Origin of the sequence: Paenibacillus lautus NBRC 15380, from assembly GCF_004000945.1 — a bacterium.
GTDB lineage: Bacteria > Bacillota > Bacilli > Paenibacillales > Paenibacillaceae > Paenibacillus_AQ > Paenibacillus_AQ lautus.
In genome coordinates, this window is record NZ_BIMF01000004.1 from 127,936 (window position 1) to 146,518 (window position 18,583).

The 18,583-nt window shown below is 52.7% G+C and carries 15 protein-coding genes; 1 reads left to right on the forward strand and 14 read right to left on the reverse strand.

Annotation, left to right across the window (positions count from 1 at the left end; translation table 11 throughout):
* Positions 1-22: 22 nt before the first annotated feature.
* The 3 genes from recG to PLA01S_RS09770 all read right to left on the reverse strand — a co-directional run bounded on the left by recG (position 23) and on the right by PLA01S_RS09770 (position 4,885).
* On the reverse strand, positions 23-2,074 hold the full coding sequence (recG, locus tag PLA01S_RS09760) for an ATP-dependent DNA helicase RecG (protein WP_100536110.1): 2,052 nt from the start codon (positions 2,072-2,074) through the stop codon (positions 23-25).
* A 14-nt stretch (positions 2,075-2,088) separates the two neighbouring features.
* Positions 2,089-2,946: a DegV family protein gene (locus tag PLA01S_RS09765; protein WP_127591851.1), complete on the reverse strand. Its 858-nt coding sequence runs from the start codon at positions 2,944-2,946 to the stop codon at positions 2,089-2,091.
* 160 nt (positions 2,947-3,106) lie between these two features.
* Entirely contained in the window at positions 3,107-4,885 is a 1,779-nt protein-coding gene (locus PLA01S_RS09770) for a DAK2 domain-containing protein (RefSeq protein WP_127591853.1), read from the reverse strand.
* Positions 4,886-5,251: 366 nt separating this feature from the next.
* On the opposite strand from PLA01S_RS09770, the gene rpmB reads away from it, so the two are divergent.
* Positions 5,252-5,440 (forward strand): 50S ribosomal protein L28, encoded by a 189-nt coding sequence (gene rpmB / locus PLA01S_RS09775; RefSeq protein ID WP_006209230.1) that lies wholly within the window; start codon positions 5,252-5,254, stop codon positions 5,438-5,440.
* A 441-nt stretch (positions 5,441-5,881) separates the two neighbouring features.
* Here rpmB and spoVM read toward each other — a convergent pair whose 3' ends face one another.
* From spoVM to coaBC, 11 genes are all read right to left on the reverse strand, one after another.
* On the reverse strand, positions 5,882-5,962 hold the full coding sequence (gene spoVM / locus PLA01S_RS09780; RefSeq protein ID WP_034273235.1) for a stage V sporulation protein SpoVM: 81 nt from the start codon (positions 5,960-5,962) through the stop codon (positions 5,882-5,884).
* A 160-nt stretch (positions 5,963-6,122) separates the two neighbouring features.
* Positions 6,123-6,782, reverse strand: a complete 660-nt coding sequence (gene rpe, locus PLA01S_RS09785) for a ribulose-phosphate 3-epimerase (RefSeq protein ID WP_127592214.1) — start codon at positions 6,780-6,782, stop codon at positions 6,123-6,125.
* Positions 6,783-6,785: 3 nt separating this feature from the next.
* Entirely contained in the window at positions 6,786-7,694 is a 909-nt protein-coding gene (rsgA, locus tag PLA01S_RS09790; protein WP_127591855.1) for a ribosome small subunit-dependent GTPase A, read from the reverse strand.
* A 51-nt stretch (positions 7,695-7,745) separates the two neighbouring features.
* Complete coding sequence (gene pknB / locus PLA01S_RS09795; RefSeq protein WP_127591857.1) at positions 7,746-9,881, reverse strand: Stk1 family PASTA domain-containing Ser/Thr kinase; 2,136 nt, start codon at positions 9,879-9,881, stop codon at positions 7,746-7,748.
* Positions 9,878-10,654 carry a Stp1/IreP family PP2C-type Ser/Thr phosphatase gene (locus PLA01S_RS09800; protein WP_127591859.1) on the reverse strand — a complete coding sequence of 259 codons (777 nt, stop codon included), beginning with the start codon at positions 10,652-10,654 and terminating at the stop codon, positions 9,878-9,880. The genes pknB and PLA01S_RS09800 overlap by 4 nt, the downstream gene beginning before the upstream one ends.
* A 6-nt stretch (positions 10,655-10,660) precedes the next feature.
* Complete coding sequence (gene rlmN, locus PLA01S_RS09805; RefSeq protein WP_100536104.1) at positions 10,661-11,701, reverse strand: dual-specificity RNA methyltransferase RlmN; 1,041 nt, start codon at positions 11,699-11,701, stop codon at positions 10,661-10,663.
* Between the two features lie 180 nt (positions 11,702-11,881).
* Positions 11,882-13,210 carry a 16S rRNA (cytosine(967)-C(5))-methyltransferase RsmB gene (gene rsmB / locus PLA01S_RS09810; protein ID WP_246059430.1) on the reverse strand — a complete coding sequence of 443 codons (1,329 nt, stop codon included), beginning with the start codon at positions 13,208-13,210 and terminating at the stop codon, positions 11,882-11,884.
* 50 nt (positions 13,211-13,260) lie between these two features.
* Positions 13,261-14,202, reverse strand: a complete 942-nt coding sequence (fmt, locus tag PLA01S_RS09815) for a methionyl-tRNA formyltransferase (protein ID WP_127591863.1) — start codon at positions 14,200-14,202, stop codon at positions 13,261-13,263.
* Entirely contained in the window at positions 14,199-14,693 is a 495-nt protein-coding gene (gene def / locus PLA01S_RS09820; protein ID WP_076320731.1) for a peptide deformylase, read from the reverse strand. Before def ends, fmt begins: the two co-directional genes overlap by 4 nt.
* A 43-nt stretch (positions 14,694-14,736) precedes the next feature.
* Positions 14,737-17,265 carry a primosomal protein N' gene (priA, locus tag PLA01S_RS09825; RefSeq protein ID WP_127591865.1) on the reverse strand — a complete coding sequence of 843 codons (2,529 nt, stop codon included), beginning with the start codon at positions 17,263-17,265 and terminating at the stop codon, positions 14,737-14,739.
* Positions 17,265-18,515 carry a bifunctional phosphopantothenoylcysteine decarboxylase/phosphopantothenate--cysteine ligase CoaBC gene (gene coaBC, locus PLA01S_RS09830; protein WP_127591867.1) on the reverse strand — a complete coding sequence of 417 codons (1,251 nt, stop codon included), beginning with the start codon at positions 18,513-18,515 and terminating at the stop codon, positions 17,265-17,267. Before coaBC ends, priA begins: the two co-directional genes overlap by 1 nt.
* Positions 18,516-18,583 lie beyond the last annotated feature (68 nt).

The following is an 18,583-nucleotide window of genomic DNA, read 5'->3' on the forward strand; positions in this document are numbered from 1 at the left end:
TTGTGCTAACAGATTCATGTCATTAATCCATGATATCGCCCTGGAAGATCTTTTCCTGCTGCAAAAAGTCGCGCAGCGGCTCATATTCCGGCGACGTCCAGAAAGAACTGTCGCTAACGAGAGCTGCCGCGTCTCCCCGGGCCTCTTCAACCACTTTGAAATCCGCGACCATGTCGGCCAGCCGGAACTCCGGCAGCCCGCTCTGCTTCGTACCGAAGAAGTCGCCCGGTCCCCGAAGCTCCAAATCCCTCCGGGATACCTCGAAGCCGTCCTCGGTTTCCGTCATGACCTGCATCCGCTCCTGGCCCACTTCCGATTTTGGATCGGCCACAAGGACGCAGTAGGATGCATGCTGCCCACGGCCTACGCGACCCCGAAGCTGGTGCAGCTGAGACAGACCGAAGCGATCGGCATCCATAATGATCATCAAGGTTGCGTTCGGCACGTCAACGCCAACCTCAACAACCGTCGTGGAAATCAGCAGCTGGACCTCATTGCTGTAGAATTGGCGCATGACCTCATCCTTCTCGGCAGGCGTCATACGACCGTGCAGAAGTCCGACAGCATACGTGGGAAACGCCTGCTGCATCTGGACATGCAGGTCAATTGCATTCTGAACGTCCAGCTTATCCGATTCTTCAATCAAAGGAGCAATCAAATAGGCCTGACGACCTTGATTTACTTCCCGGGAAATAAATCCGAGCACACGGTCCATGAGTTCATGTTTGACCCAATAGGTCGTAATAGGAATACGACCTTTCGGACGCTCCGACAGCGTGGATACATCCATATCCCCAAAGGCAGTAATTGCCAGCGTCCGTGGAATCGGCGTTGCCGTCATCGTGAGCACATCCGGGTTATAGCCTTTACGGCGGAGTACGCTTCGCTGATTCACGCCAAAACGGTGCTGCTCGTCCGTCACGACGAGTCCCAGCTCCCGGAAGTACACATCATCCTGGATGAGGGCATGTGTGCCCACGACAACGTCCGTCAGCCCCATCTGTAAGGAAGCCAGCAGGTCTTTACGCTTCTTCCCCGTTACACTGCCTGTCAACAGGCCAACGGTAATGCCGAAGGGCTCAAACAGCTTCTGCAGCGAACGCATATGCTGTTCGGCAAGAATCTCCGTTGGGACCATCAAGGCCCCTTGAAAGCCTGAGCGCACCGTTGTAAACAGAGCGATGGCGGCAACAATCGTTTTTCCCGAGCCGACATCCCCTTGAAGCAAGCGGTTCATGCAGTAAGGGGAGCGCATATCATGCAAGATCTCCAGCTCCACCTTCTTCTGCGCATCGGTAAGCTCAAACGGGAAGCTGCGCACGAACTCCCGGATCGTTGCATTGTCAGCCGTATGTACAACACCGTCCATCCGTCCCCGGTTCAGCGCCCGGAACGCCTGCATTTTCAACTGGAACAAGAAGAGCTCCTCATACACCATCCGGCGCCGCCCTTCCTGTCCTTCCCGGGAGTCGACAGGCTGATGGATCGTCATGATCGCCGCTTTACGAGGCATCAGATCATACTTCCTGAGCAGGGATTGCGGCAAAATTTCGGGAATCATCTCCCCGTATTGCTCCAAAGCCTGTCCCATCGTTTTTCGGATCCAGGATTGCGTGATCTTCCCGCCGATGGAATACACCGGCTGCAGCGTTCCGCTGCGGAAGGCTCCCTTATCCGGGAACTCGGACTCGGACACCGTAAGCTGCATTCTGCGCTGATCCCACTTGCCCGTCAGCACGATCTCCCGGCCGGCCGTAAGCTGGTCCTTCAGAAAATGCCGATTGAACCAGGTTGCGGTGAACATCCAGTTTTCGGCCAGCATTTTGCAGGTGAGACGGGATTTGCGCCCGTAGCGCTGCAGTACCGGCACGCTGGCTATTTTAGCTTGTATGGTGATTTTGTCCCCGTCCTTGACTTCGCTTAAAGACCTTAGCCGGTAATCCTCATACCGGAAGGGGTAATACTCCAAAAGATCCTTGACCGTAGAGACGCCAAAGGCGTGAAGCTCCCCCTCTTTCAGGGCGCTCACGCCGTTGATCTGTCTGACGGATATTTGATCGAGTTTGAGACTCATATCATCTACCTCACTTAAGCAGGCCATATATATGCTGCAATGGTTCCCGGTCCAACATGCGTACCGATAACCGGACCGATCTCGGAAAACACCGTTTCCTCGATCGTAAACACAGCGGACAGCTGCTGCAGAAAATCCTCAACCTGAGCAGGGTCAGCTGTATGACCCACAGCCACTTTAATATTTTTCACACCGGATAGATCCTGTTGAAACAGCTCAATGATTTTGGCCGTCGCTTTCTTGCGACCGCGGACCTTGTCTACCGGAAAGATAATCCCTTCGCCATCAATGGACAGGATTGGCTTAATGTTAAGCAGTGTGCCAAGCACGGCTGAAGCCTTGCCGATCCGTCCGCCCTTCTGCAAGTACTCCAGTGTGTCTACCAGGAAGTAGAGGCGGCGCTTAGAGCGAAGGTCCTCAAGCGACGAAATAATATCTGGAACAGCGGCTCCTTCTTGTGTGAGCTTCGCTGCATGAACCACGAATAGTCCGAAACCGTAAGAGGCCGATTTGGAATCCCATACAGTGATATCCGCTTCTCCTTCGATAAGAGAGGTGGCAAGCAATGCGGACTGATACGTTCCGCTCAAGCCGGATGAGATGTGAATGGACATAATGGAGCAGCCTGGGTGCTGTTCCAGAATGGACTCATACACAGCTACAAAATCTGCGGGTGAAGGCTGGGAGGTCGTCGGAAGCTGGGGTGACTGCACCAGCTTTTTGTAGAACTCTCCCGGCGTGATTTCGACTCCGTCCAAATACGTATCTTCCCCGAACATAAGTCTCAGCGGCACAATATGAATGTTGTGTTGCTTCGCCAGGTCTGCCGGAATATCCGCTGTGCTGTCTGTCACAATAACGGTCTTATTCACCGGAACCCCTCCTAAAAATGTACCTTGCATAATGTCAAAGCGTTATAAGAAAAACTTTATCGACGTACTTCCTTAGAAGTCAGACCGCATATAGCGGAAGTTTTTCTTGCGAGATAAGGAAGGGAAAACCTCGGAAGTGTATACTTCCTTATCTCTTAGATCAAGACTCCACGGAGAACAGATAGGAATAAATCGGCTGACCGCCGTAGTGAACCTCAACCTCTGCGTTAGGATACTGCTCGCCAAGCCACTCCGTGAGTGCGTTGGTCGATTCCTCAGTTGCGTCCGCGCCGGTAAGCAGCGTCACGATTTCATCGCCGGACTCCAGCATTTTACCCAGCAAATCCTGGGAGGTCGTAATCAGATCCTCGTTTGCTGCAACGATGTTGGAATTGCGAATACCGATAAACTGGCCAGCCTTGATCTCGAGATCATCAATCGTTGTGTCCCGAACGGCATAGGTTACCTGCCCCGATTGCACGCGAGTGATCGCATCCAGCATGTTGTCGGTGTTCATATCCGCATTCTCGTCTTCCTGGAAAGCAAATGCCGCCGCGATCCCCTGCGGAATCGTCTTGCTCGGAATGACCGTTACGCTGCGTTCGCCTTCAAGAAGCTCTCTCGCCTGCTGGGCGGCCAGCACGATGTTGGAGTTGTTCGGCAGGATGTAAATCTGCTGCGCCGAGATCGAAGAAATCGCATTAACAAAATCCTCGGTGCTCGGGTTCATCGTCTGTCCCCCGGAGAGAACAACGTCAACGCCCAGGCTCTTGAATATATCGGAGATGCCTTCCCCTGACGATACCGCTATGAAACCGTACGGTGCAATCTCGTCTGCCGGGGGAACAGCCGGAGCTTCCGGTGTCACGGTCTCTGCCGGAATATCTGCAAACAACTCGGGCATCGGTGCAATATCCATTCCCGTTGTCAGCAAATCACGATGCTGCTCGCGCATATTCAATATATGAATCTGAGTGATCTCTCCATACATTAGCGCCAAATTCAACACTTCGCCCGGAGCCTTGGAATGCACATGAACTTTGATCGTCTCGTCATCGGCGATGACAATGATGGAATCACCATTCACTGCAAGCGCTTTCCGGAACTTATCTTCATCAAAGTCTGCGCCCGTTCCTTCGCCGAGCTGCCTATTAATAAAGAATTCCATGTCATATAAAAATTCAATGTCCTCTGTGGACAGTCTGGACTGGGCAGAAGCCGGAGCTTGAACCGCCGAGAAGTCAGGGACCGCTTGAAAGGCCGGTGCCTTGTTGCTCTGTTCGGCTTGTCCTTCCGCAACAGCAAACGATCCGGACGGAGCGTCTTTTCTAAGCGCCTGCAAGAAACCTTCATAAATGTAAACCAGGCCCTGGCCACCCGAATCCACTACGCCAACCTGCTTCAGAACAGGGAGCATATCCGGCGTCTGGGACAGTGTTTCTTTGGCTTTGGCCAACACCTGCTCCATCAATTCCACAATATCGTTGTTGCGGCGGGAAAAATAGACCGCATGCTTGGCCGCTTCTTTAGCTACGGTAAGGATGGTACCTTCGACAGGCTTCACAACAGCTTTATACGCAGCTTCTACGCCTGTTTGCAGTGCTGCGGCGAATTGATGAGAATTTAGTTCTGTATAAGGTGCCGCATATCGGCTGAAACCACGGAACAGCTGGGACAGAATAACCCCCGAGTTCCCTCTGGCTCCCATCAGAAGCCCCTTGGACAGCACACCGGCACTATGCCCGACGGACTCCGAGTACTTACTCTTCAGTTCTGCCACACCTGCCGTCATCGTCAAATTCATGTTGGTCCCCGTGTCGCCGTCCGGCACCGGGAACACATTCAGGGAATTGACGTGTTCTGCATGCTGCTGCAGCTGCTCCGCTCCGGCTAGGACCATCGCGGTAAATTCTGTTCCATTCAAAGAACGCTTACTCAATGAGAATTCCCCTTCCTGGCTTGATACCCATAACACTACTTGTCGTAAATTTCATATTTATTTCATAGCTTATAGCTGACGAAATGCCCAGGCAGTAAATAAAAGACTTACCGTGATTAATGGATCATAAATCTAGGTTGGGCGATCCTCTCGTCCTCTACGCTTTCCGGCGGTTCCCAAGCCTCTTGAGAGCCCTGCCGACCAGCCCACGAACTATTTCTTCGGAAATATTATGGACTAATCAACATTGTACTATAATGGCAAAGAGAAATAAATGTTTTTAGGACAGTTGACGGAGCAATTTTTACTGTGATATTATATTTAAGTATTGTTTCATGCAGGGTTAGGAACAAGGAGGTGTAATGAATGGCTCGCAAATGTTATGTAACTGGCAAGAAACCAAGCAGTGGTAACCATGTTTCTCACGCTAACAATCACAACAAGCGTTCTTGGGGTGTCAACGTTCAAAAGGTTCGCATTTTGGTAGATGGCAAGCCAAAACGTGTATACGTCAGCACTCGCGCTTTGAAATCCGGTAAAGTGACTCGCGTATAATCATCTTGTGTTATATGAAGAAAAACTTCTTAATCTCCAGGCACCATTTGTGGGCGATCCGGGACAAGGAAGTTTTTCTTGCGTTTAGATACATATTCTTCTTCTAAACAAAAAGCACCCTGAGCAGTTAGCAGGTGCTTTTTTTATTTAGATATAAGAAAAATGAAAGAGCAAAACTTCCGCTTTCTTATATCGCAAGAAAAACTTCCGGTCGAACGCGGTCTGTCCTCGATAAGTACGTCGCTAGACACTCTTCTTTTGATATAAGAAAGCGAAGGAGGACTAACGCGCATTTTGGCTTTCTTATACCGCAAGAAAACTTCCGCATACAGATGCGGTATGTCCTCCATGCGCTCTATCGGAGTGTTCTTGCCTCTTTCCCCAGAACCGGCTAGGCGGCGTCAGTCCCAGGCGGAGGTTTTGTTACGCCGGGACAAGCTGTCAGCTCTTGTGAAACGTATTTAAGATGGCCTTCACAAAACCTCCCAAAAACTTCGGCAGCTTGAACGTATAGAATTTCATGTCTCACCCTCCCCATCATTCTCATGCCTTCCTAGATTATGTTATGCACCAAGCCCATAGATGTGAACACAGACAAAAAAGGCTACATGAGAACCCAGCTCATGTAACCATATTTATGCGGGAACCCCGCGCCCTATGCATCCCGTTGCTCACGTTCTGGTCAAGATGTTACGCTGTCACGGATTTTTGCAATGGCTGCCGCGCGATCCGGCATGCCGAATACCGCGCTGCCCGCAACCAGGACATCCGCTCCCGCTTCCACCACAAGCGGCGCTGTCTCCGCTGTAATGCCGCCATCCACTTCAATATGGATATTCGGGTTGTCAGAGTTTGAAATCCATTCACGCAGCTGTGAGATCTTGTTTACCGTCCGCTCGATAAAAGCCTGTCCGCCAAACCCCGGGTTCACGGTCATCACCAGTACCAAATCCAAGTCAGGCAGCACTTCCTGTAGGACATGGGCCGGCGTAGCCGGATTGATCGCGACGCCGGCCTTCACGCCAAACTCTTTGATCAGATGGATGACACGATGAAGATGCGGGCAGGTCTCGGCATGAACGGTGATCAGGTCGGCTCCAGCCTTGACGAAGTCCGCAATATACAGCTCCGGCTGTTCAATCATCAGATGCACGTCAAGCGTCAGGCTCGTATGGGGCCTGATTGCTTGGACGATGGGCGGCCCCAGCGTAATATTAGGTACAAAGTGTCCGTCCATGACGTCCACATGTATCCAATCGGCTCCGCCGGCCTCGGCTTCCTTAATTTCTTGTCCCAGCTTCGCAAAATCCGCTGACAATATGGATGGGGCAATTTTTATCATCATTCAGTACCTCCGTTTCTTGTCTTTCATCTCCGTATAAAACTCCACATAATGCTCATAACGGCTAGCCAGGATGATTCCATCCTCTTTGGCTTGGACCACCCGGCAGCCCGGCTCATGCAGATGACTGCAGCCTCTGAATTTACATTCGGCAGCATAAGGAGCGAATTCTCTGAAACAGGTCGATAACTCCTCGACACCCAGCTCCAGAAAATCCAGCTGGCTAAAACCCGGGGTATCGGCGACATACCCCCCGTTATCTAGCTCAATCAGCTCCACATGGCGTGTCGTATGCCGACCGCGGCCAAGACGCAGGCTGATTTCGCTCGTCTCCAGCGAGAGGCCTGGCATTAACGCATTCAGCAGGGACGATTTCCCGACACCGGATTGACCGGAGAAGACACTAATTCGACCGGCCAGCCGTTTCTTTACCTCTTCAGTCCCGATTCCTTGCAGAGAGCTGGTAATCAGCACTTCGTAACCAATCTCTTCATACTGGCGCTTCACCTGCTCCAGCACATCGTCGGATGCGTCCACAAGATCCTGCTTCGTCAGACAGATCAATGCCTCAAGGCCCTCATTCTCTATATGTACCAGAAACTTGTCCAGCAGATGCAGGCTCAGATCCGGTTCTTTGACCGAAAACAACAGCACCGCCAAGTCGACGTTCGCGACAGGCGGGCGAATTAGTTGGGAAGACCGTGGAAGAATTTCATCCACGGTCCCTTCCCCATTTTCAGTCAATGAGTACATCACGTGATCTCCAACGAGCGGAGAGATACCTTTCTTTTTGAAAATGCCGCGGGCTCTGCATTGAACCGCTGGGTCCTCCCCGGATATAATGTTGCCATCCTGCAGTGGTTTGACATAATAATATCCGCTTAGTGCCTTCACGATCAGTCCCTCTAGCATATAATAGGCCTCACCTTTCTTGTTGAAATTTAGTGTTCTCACGACTTGTTTCTAATCGTTATCTTTACCTTTGCCATTACCCTTGCCGTTTCCATTGTTCCCGGAGTCCCAATGGTAAGCAGCATCATCTTCCTCATTCGAACCTTCCTCACCATTTCCTTCATCCGGATTCGTGTCCACCGGTACATCAGGTTCAACGGGCGGTTGTTCAAAGGTCGGCTGCGGCACAGTACCGTTCTTGACATCGCTGTAACTTACGCTGTACGTATCCACCTGGCGACCGTCACGGAAGATCATGACCGTTGCATGCTTGTCGGGAGCCAGCAGCAGCTTAACAGGTACCATTTCCGAGGTCGTAATGGTCTTGTTCACAGCTTCCTGGTTTTCTCCCAGCGCGTCGGTGAAAACGACCCGTATTTTGCTTTCTTGGCCTTCGACGCTCGGCGACACCGGTACGCTGTAATTATACTCAAGCGCGTCCGAAGGATAGCCGGAGCTGACGAACAGCGTGATTTTTGAGCCTGGAGCAACCTGTTGATTGGCCTCATGCGGCCATTGCTCTATTACGATACCCTTCTTCACTTCAAAGCTGGATCTCTCTTTGATTGCCTCAATCTTAAAGCCATTGGACTCCAAAATATTGACAGCATTTTCCTGCTCTAAGCCAACCACGCCCGGCATAGGGACCAGATTCTTGCCCTCACTTACCGTTACGCTGATTACTTCCGTTTCCGGATCGATTTTTGTCTTGGCTTCTGGACTTTGCTTAAAGATCTTGCCTTCAGGCACTTCATCATTTTTCTCCGAATTTTGCTTAATGGAGATTGGCTTAACTCCAATCCCTTTTAACGCAGCAACTGCCTCATCAAAAGTCTTCCCATTAAGATCCGGCATTTCCGGAAGTGGCTTGGCATCCCCAACCGACAATTGAACAGGGGCCCCCTGCCTCAGCATGGAATCTGGTTCCTTATCCTGGGCAAACACAATGCCTTCATCGACATTTGGTTTATATTCACGAATGACTTCCTCATCCACCGTCAAACCTTTGGCCTCAAGCTCGCGGATCGCATCCTCCTCCGTCATGCCTACAACTGGCGGCACCTTAACCTCCGGCACCTCCAGCATGTTGTTCACATACATGACGACACCGAACATGATGCCGAGGAACAGGAGCACTGACCCGATGATGATGGTCGGCTTGACCCATTTTTTCTTCGGTTTACCTGTCGGCTTTTCCTCAAACTCCTCATCTTCCGTATCATCGTCTTCGTCATGATGCTGGCTGCTGCGCTGCATCGTTTTAAGCGCCGGCATGACCAGAGTAGAATCGGCATCGTCCTCAAACTCCATCTTCGGTTCGTTGAGTCGCATCGGCATCAAACACGTCTCGAGATCGTCCATCATCTCTTCCGCAGACTGGTAACGCTCCTCCGGGTTTTTGCGCATGGACTTCAGGATGATGTTCTCCACGCTTTGAGGAATGAGCGGATTCACTTCTCTAGGCTCATCAAATTCCTCTTGGAGATGTTTCAGAGCAACACTAATCGGGCTCTCGCCCAGAAACGGAAGACGGGCCGTGAGCATTTGATATAACACAATACCAAGTGAGTATAAATCCGATTTTTCGCCCGTAACGACGCCCTTGGCGTGCTCCGGGGAAAAATAATGCACAGAGCCCACAACAGAGCCTGTCTGTGTAATGGTTGTCGACGTGACCGCTCTGGCAATACCAAAGTCGGTTACTTTTACCCTCCCATTACGACCAATCAGAATATTATGCGGTTTAATGTCCCTGTGAATGATCTGGTTATGATGAGCGTGCCCCAGTGCATCACAGATCTGGGTCGCAATCCTCACAGCTTCTTCCACCTGCAGCGGTGCCCGTTCTTTTATAATTTCATTCAAATTCTGACCTTCGATATATTCCATGACGATGTAATGCACATCTTCCTCTTGGCCCACATCATAGATGCTGACCACGTTGGAATGCGACAACGAAGCCGCTGATTGTGCTTCACGCCGGAAACGGCGAATAAATTCCTCGTCGTGCACAAACTGCTGGCGCAGCACTTTGATCGCTACATTCCGGTTCAGCAAAATATCCTGAGCCTTGTAGACCAGCGCCATGCCACCGCCACCGATGCGTTCTATAATTTTATAACGACCAGCCAATTCATGTCCGATCATGAATCCCACCCCTTTATACGTTGCCCGACAACTTCTTCTTGATGTTCAAACATGGCGACCGTGATGTTGTCCTCACCGCCGGCAAGAAGTGCCAGTTGAAGCAGGCGATCCGCTCTTTCTTCCAGAGGAAGGTCAAGTGAACCGGAAATCTGTCCGATCAGCTCGCGGCTGACCCGGTTGCTGAGTCCGTCACTGCACAGCAGCAGCACTTCGCCTTCTCCGATCGTAACTGGTGTAAGCTCAACCGTCACATCCACATCCGTTCCAAGTGCCCGGCTTAATACATTTTTCCGGGGATGGGTTTCCAGTTGATCTTCCGTAATCTGACCACTCTTAAAAAGCTCATTGACCAATGTGTGATCATCTGTGAGTCGAATCACTTGTCCGGGAACGACTTTGTAAGCCCTGCTGTCCCCGATATGTCCGATATAGCCTTCGGAACCTCGCAGCAGCACCGCTACAATCGTCGTGCCCATATTGTGAAGCCGCTCATCAGCCGAGGCTTCCCGATAGATAACGGCATTGGCATGCAATATGGCATCACCAAGCGCAGCCCGGATACTATCCATGGACATGTCCTGTTCCAATGAGGACAAATCCTCGGCCACGGTATCTACCGCAAGCCTGCTGGCGGTGTCACCCGCAAGGTGACCTCCCATACCGTCAGCAACCACACCCAAGGTATAGCCATGCTCCAGTGTGCTAACAAATACCGAATCTTCATTAACAGGACGAACGCGTCCCACATGGCTTACATGAACCGTCTTGATCAAATCTTCTCACCTCAACTCCATATGCTTGGCCCGCAGCTGACCGCAAGCGGCAGCGATATCATGGCCTTGTTCACGACGGATGGTCACATTGACCCCCTTGTCTGCTAACGCACGTTGAAATTTGAAAATATCGTTACGCGATGTGCGAACATATTTCCGTTCCGGCACATGGTTAACCGGAATCAGATTGACGAAGCAGTTCATATCCTTAATGACGTCCGCAAGCTCTTCGGCATGCTCAACCTGATCGTTTACGCCGCCGATCAAGGCGTATTCAAACGTAATGCGCCGCCCGGTTTTTGCCTGGTAATAACGAAGCGACTCAATCACGTCGTCGAACGGGAACCGGCGGTTAACAGGCATGAGCTTGGAGCGCAGCTTATCGTTCGGTGCATGTATGGAGATGGCCAGATTAATCTGGGTATCCTCTTCCGTGAATTTATAGATGTTAGGCACAATGCCACTCGTTGAAACGGTAATGTGGCGCTGGCCGATATTCAATCCTTTTTCATGGATCATCGTGCGCAGAAACTTCATCGTCGCTTCATAGTTCTCAAACGGTTCGCCTGAGCCCATGATCACGATGCTGCCGACACGTTCTCCCGTTTTATCGAGAATCTTCTGCGCCTGAACCACTTGGGCAACGATCTCGCCGGAGGTCAGATTTCGCTTCAAGCCACCCAGCGTGGATGCGCAGAACGTACATCCGATACGGCAGCCTACCTGCGTTGTCACGCAGATGCTGTTGCCGTAATTGTGCCTCATGATGACGGTCTCGATCGCATGGTCATCATGCAAGCCGAACAGAAACTTGACCGTTCCGTCCTTCGACTCCAGCTTGGTGATTTCCGTCAGGGTAACAAAACTGAACTCCTGCTCCAGCTTCGAGCGAAGCTCCTTGGATAGATTCGTCATTTCCGCAAAGTCGTTCACCCGCTTCACGTACAGCCAGTCATAAATCTGGGTTCCGCGAAACGCCGGCTCCCCATTCTCTTGAGCCCATGCTTGAAGCTCTTCCAGTGAATAATCATATATAAAAGGTTTCATTCTCACCACACCTGTCTAATTTAGAGGATGTCCAGCCAGCATTCTTCCGAACTCTCCCTATTACATTCATATGCATCTCTTTTTTCATTCTTCCTATTCTAACATAAATAAAAGAGACGGTAAAAGAGGAAAACCCGCCGGCATTGGCGGGATACGACTATAGTCATGGCGGCAGAGCCCTTAAGAGGGGCGTCTGCCGAGTCTTGCAATGTAAAAACCGTCACTGTGATAGTGCTGGGGCAGAATTTGAATCCCGCCTCCTCGCTGAAGCGATTTCTCCTCCAGCCGGCTTAAGGCGCCAAGACCATCTTCCGCGATTTCAAACTCGGAATGGCCTTCCAGAAAAGCAGATACAACGCCTTCATTCTCCAGCGGTTCAATCGTGCACGTGCTGTACACCAAGAGTCCTCCGGGACGAAGCAAGGTAGAGACCGACTCCAGCAGCCTTAGCTGCAGCGCCGCAATTTCATGGATGTCCTCCTGTGACTTGCCCCACTTCAGATCGGGCTTGCGACGGATGACGCCAAGGCCCGAGCAGGGAGCATCCAGCAGAATCCGGTCAAAAGACGCAGGCTCGAAGCGGTCAACCAAATCCAGCGCGTCCCCGGTCACGATCGAAATGCTGTCCAGTCCCAAACGGCTGGCCTGATCCGATATCAGCTTGCCTTTATGCGCATGAATGTCGTTAGCGACAATGCTGCCTTCATCCTTCATCAGCTCGCCCATGTGGGCACTTTTCCCGCCCGGGGCTGCACAGCAATCCAGCACCCGCATTCCCGGCTCGGGCTTAACAGCCTCGGCAACCAGCATGGAGCTTTCATCCTGGATCGAAATCATTCCGTCCCGGTACCAATCGGTCAAGGCCATATTGCCCGCTCCTTTTACGACAATCCCATAGGGACTGAGCGACGAAGGGGTGGCGTCGAGGCCGTGGCTGCTCATTAATGTCAGCATGTCCTCACGGCTGAGCATCGTGGTATTCACCCTGACGCTGACTGCCGGCGGTTCATTGTTTGCGGCACAGATCGCTTCCGTCGTCTCGATCCCGTACTGGAATATCCAGCGTTCCACCAGCCACTGCGGATGGGAATGAAGCAGAGAAATACGCTGGGCAGCCGGCATATTCTCAGGGATCGCCATGCTTTCCTTCTGGCGCAAAATATTCCGAAGCACCCCGTTCACCATACCGGAAATCCCTTGATGCCCGCGGCGCTTCGCCAGATTAACGGCCTCGCTGACAACCGCGTGATCCGGAATCCGATCCAGATATACGACCTGATACAGACTGATGCGAAGCAGCGCCCTTACCCACGGCTGAAGCTTCTGTACCCCTTTATTGACAAACTTGTCCAAAAAATAATCGAGCGTGTTCAGCCGCGATATCGTGCCATAGATCAGCTCCGTGGCAAGTCCCGCGTCGCTCTTCGCAAGCGAGGACTTCTGCAGGGCGGTGTTGAGCAGGAGATTGCTGTACGCTCCCTCCTGCTCAACCTGTGTCAATACATTCATCGCCAGCTCCCGCGGGGAGTCCAGTCGCCCCTTCGGGCTGCGGTTTCCGCTCACGTCAGCACCGTCCCGGCCGTCAGGCTCGTCCCGCGCACGAATTGCGCTGCATTCATTGCCTTCTTGCCGCTGGGCTGAACCGTAAGCAGCGTCAGCGTGCCGTCGCCTGTTTTCACGACGATCCCCTTCTCGTGGAGCTCGAGCACGGTTCCGGGCTGTGCATCGCTAGATGGCTTCTGAGCGCTGTCCGGCTTAGCCGCTGCCCATACTTTGAACACTTCCCCGTTCCACAGCGTGAATCCGCCGGAATAAGGAACCAGACCACGAATTTGATTGTAAATTTCGCGGGAAGTGCGATTCCACTCAATCTTCTCGTCATCCCGGTTCAGGTTCGGAGCATACGTTGCCTTCGTTTCATCCTGGGGCTCGGCATCCACCTTGCCCTTCACGAGCCGCGGCAGCTCCCGCAAGAGCAGCTCCGCTCCGGCTTGGCTCAGCTTCTCGAACATGGTTCCGGCCGTATCGTCATCTTCAATGGGAACCTCGGCCTTGGCGATCATATCACCCGTGTCGAGCCCCTCTGCCATATACATCAGCGTGATGCCTGTTACGGATTCTCCGTTGATGATGCTGCGCTGAATCGGAGCTCCTCCCCGATAAGCGGGGAGAAGCGAGCCGTGGACATTGAGACAGCCCAGTGCCGGCATCTCCAGCACCGATTTCGGCAGGATTTGGCCATAGGCGGCCGTGACGATCAAGTCAGGCTTATATTCGGCCAGTTCGGCCACGGCTTCCGGATTCCGCAGGCGCTGCGGCTGCAGAACAGGTATGCCGTGACGAAGAGCGGCTTCCTTAACCGGCGTTGGGGTCAGCACTTTTTTACGCCCTTGCGGACGATCAGGCTGAGTGACAACGGCAGCTATGGAATAACCTTCGGCAATCAACATTTCCAGGCTGGGTACTGCAAAGGCCGGGGTGCCCATAAATACGATATTCATCGATTCTCCAGCTCTTTTCTCGGCTGTTCCGGAACATACTCATACACCCGGTCAGCGATTTCCGTAAACAGCACCCCGTTCAGATGATCGATTTCATGTTGAAACGCTCTCGCAAGCAGCCCGGTACCCGTAATGATAAGCTCTTTGCCTTCGCGGTCAAGCCCCTTAACCGTCACTTTTTCCGCACGGCGCACATCCCCGTTCCATCCCGGAATGCTCAGGCATCCTTCCGGCCCGAATTGCTCGCCTTCGCTCTCCACGATCTCCGGATTGATCATCTTGATCAAGCCATGCTCGTCACCGGCATCGATTACGATCAGACGCTTCAAAATGCCGACCTGCGGCGCAGCCAATCCGACGCCTTCCGCATCGTACATCGTGTCGGCCATATCGTCCAGGAGCTTTTGAACGTTCGGCGTAATTTTGGTAACTTCCTTTGCCTTTTTATGAAGAACCTCATCCGGTTCTTTAACGATAATTCGAATCGCCATGTCTATGACACCATCCTTGTGCTTTTCATCATTGTATGCTGTATTACATTAACATTTGCGGATCAACGTCAATACTGATCTGGAGCTTGCTGTCCCGCGCCGAATCCTGAAGCTTCTCGGCAACCGAACGCACCAGCGAGACAGCATCCATCGTTCCCCGCCATTTTATCATACATTGAAATCTGTATCTATTTTTCAACCGTGGAATGGGAGAAGCTACCGGACCCAATATATCGAGCGCGCTGGCGTCGAATCGGTCCAGGCTTCCAAACCATCCCCGGCGGTCGGATTCGCTTTTGATCGTCGCGGCAAAATTCTCCGCCATTCTTACCAGCAGCGGCAGTTGTTCATGCGACAGCGTCACCAGGATCAGCCTGCAATACGGCGGATAATGGAGCGCTTTGCGGTGCTTCAGCTCGTCCTTGACGAAGGATAAATAATCATGGCTGCTTGCATGGATAATCGAATAATGCTCGGGCGTATAGGATTGGATAACCACTTCACCCGGCAGCTGATGGCGGCCTGCTCTTCCGGCAACCTGAGTGAGCAGCTGAAACGTCTTCTCGGCCGCCCGGAAATCGGGCAGGTTCAAGGCCGAATCGGCCGTAATGACACCGACCAAGGTGACATCGGGGAAATCCAGGCCTTTGGCGACCATCTGGGTGCCTAGCAGCACGTCCCCCTTTTTATCCCGAAACTGCTTCAGCAGCTTCTCATGGGAGCCTTTCTCGGTCGTGGTATCGACGTCCATCCGAATGACGCGAATGCCGGGAAACAGCTTGGCCAATTCTTCCTCGACACGCTGCGTGCCCGTACCGAAATAACGTATATGCTCGCTTCCGCAATCCGGGCAAACCTCTGGCGCTTGTGCGGCATAACCGCAATAGTGGCAGCGCAAATTATTCGATTTCTGATGATAGGTTAGCGAAATGTCGCATTCCGGACAGCCTGCCACATATCCGCAGCTCCGGCACATGACAAACGTGGAGTAACCCCGCCGATTCAGCAGCAGCACCGTCTGTTCACCGCGTTCCAGCCTTGTCGAAATCGCGGCATGCAGGGAGCGGCTGAACATGGAGCGATTTCCTTCACGGAGCTCCTCCCGCATATCCACGACCTGGACTTCCGGCAGCTTGTTGCCCAGCGCACGGCTCGGCATCTCCAGCAGATGAGGCGCAAAATCATCCTGAGCTTGCGATCTCGCCGCATGGTAGCTCTCCAACGAAGGGGTTGCCGAACCCAGAATGACGGCTGCACCGGTCAGCTGGGCACGGTGAATCGCAACATCCCTGGCATGGTACTTCGGCGTTTCTTCCTGCTTATATGAGCCTTCATGCTCTTCATCCATAATGATCAGGCCCAGACGGTCAAACGGCGCAAATACCGCCGATCGCGCACCCACGACAACGGACGCCCGGCCTTCTCTTATTTTCCGCCATTCATCGTAACGCTCCCCATCCGAAAGCCGGCTGTGCATGACAGCTACACGGTCGCCAAAACGGGCTTTGAACCGCTCCACCATTTGCGGTGTCAGCGATATCTCAGGTACCAGGACAATCGCTTGACGCTCCTGTTCGAGACAGCGCTGAATGGTCTGCAGGTAGATTTCGGTCTTGCCGCTGCCGGTTACCCCGTGCAGGAGAAACACGCCATGCTTGCGTTCACCCAGCTTGTGCACGATACTGCGGTACACCGCTTGCTGCTCCGGTGTGAGCGCCAATGGGGTGCTGGGCGTAAAATGCCGCCCTCGATACGGATCCCGGAACACTTCGATATCCTCAAGGGTAATCAGCCCTTTGTCAGCCAGCGCCTTCACGGTGCCTGCGGTGACGCCCAGCGTCTGCAGCAGATCCTTCTGCGATATCGGCAGAAATGCTTCCATCTCCAATATATATTGGAGCACTTCCTTCTGACGCTGGGCCTTGGCAGGAAATGAAGCCAGCGCCTGTTGCGCTTCCTCGCTCGATACGGCAAGCTCTACCGCTTTCATCGTTTTTTTCTGCAGTTTATCCTTGATTTGCTGAAATTCACTCAGCCGTCCTCGGCCGATCAGCGCTTTAATGGTAGCAGCCCCATCCGGAAATGCTCGCGTTAACTGCTGGAGCGAAACCTCGCCTCTCTGACTGACAAACCGGATCATTTCATGCTCCGACTCGCTTTCCGGCAGCAGCGCAAATAATCCGTCGCTTTCCTCCGTCAGACCTGCGTCTGGCTCGCTAAGGGAAATGTATCGCTCGGCTTTCCCTTTGAGCGCTGTTGGCAGCATCGACTGCAGAACCGATATATAACGGCATGCATAACGCTCCTTCATCCATTCTCCAAGCTCAATCAGTTCAGGCGAAAGAGGCGGCATCACATCGAGCACTTCCTGAATCGGCTTCATTTTGGCCGTATCCATCTCGGGCCTTGGATGCAAAGAGACCACGAACCCTTGGAGCGTACGGTGCCCAAACGGCACGCCGACCCGGCTGCCTACCTCGACCCAGGGCCGGAGTTCCTCGGGAATCAAATAATCAAAAGGTCGGTCCGTATCCTTGGACGGCACGTCCACAATCACGCGGGCCATTTCCATCAGGACGACCTCCCGGACAACCGATCAGCCGCCAGCGTTAACAGCCTCTGGGCCACTTCCTCCTTGGACATCACTGGAAGCTGGAGGACCAGTCCTTCTGCATCAAAGATATGAACGCTGTTCGTATCCGTGCGGAAGCCCGCTCCTTCCTGTGTAACATCGTTAGCAACGATCAGATCGCAATTTTTACGTTTCAACTTTTCCCTGGCGAACTGCTCCACCGTATCGGTTTCGGCCGCAAATCCGATTAAGAACTGGGAGGTTTTTTGGCGTCCCAGGCTTTCCAGAATATCCGTTGTCTTGACAAGATCCAGCGTCATGGTCTCCCCGCGCTTTTTGATCTTTGACGTCGCTACCTCAGCAGGGCGATAATCGGCAACCGCCGCTGCTTTGACCACGATATCGCTATGATCGAACACGCGTAGCACCGCTTCGTACATATCTTGGGCCGATTCCACCTTTTCCGTCCGGATTCCCTCTGGTGGAGCTTCATCGGTATGCGCGGCAATCAGGTGAACATCCGCTCCCAGCTGCTTGGCCGCTTTCGCGATCGCAAATCCCATTTTTCCGGAAGAATCATTCGTTATATACCGGACCGGATCAATGCGTTCGATCGTGCCGCCGGCCGTGACAACTACCTTTTTACCATGCAATATGCCTGTGGTGCTGCTCGCTATTTCTTCATTCAACGCCACAAGCTGTGCGCGTTCTCGGAAAAACCGCTCAACCACATCAACAATCGTATCAGGCTCTTCCATCCGTCCCTTTCCGACGTATCCGCAAGCGAGAAGCCCCTCTCCAGGTTCAATCATGGACACCCCGCGGGAGACCAGCGTCTCCATATTCGCCATGACGGCCGGATGCGTGTACATATGCACGTTCATTGCCGGCGAGATCATGACAGGTGCCGTGGTCGCTAGCAGCGTCGTGGTCAGCATGTCATCCGCCAGGCCATGTGCCATCTTGCCGATGACATTGGCTGTAGCCGGGGCGATCAACACCAAATCGGCCAGATCGGCCAAGTGGATATGCGAGACGACCGATGGGTCCCGTTCATCAAAGGTATCGCTATAAACCGGGTTTTTGGTCAGCGTTTGAAGCGTTAATTCCGGAATGAACTGCTTCGCGGATTCCGTCATAATGACATGCACATCCGCCCCCCTCTGGACAAGCCTGCTGCATAAAGTCGCTGCTTTATACGCGGCAATGCCACCTGTAACGCCAAGCACAATGACTTTTCCGTTCAACATGACAATCCCCCGCTTTCCATTGTATAAAGGCTACATTCTCATATCTTCTCAAAAAAATAACAACCTTT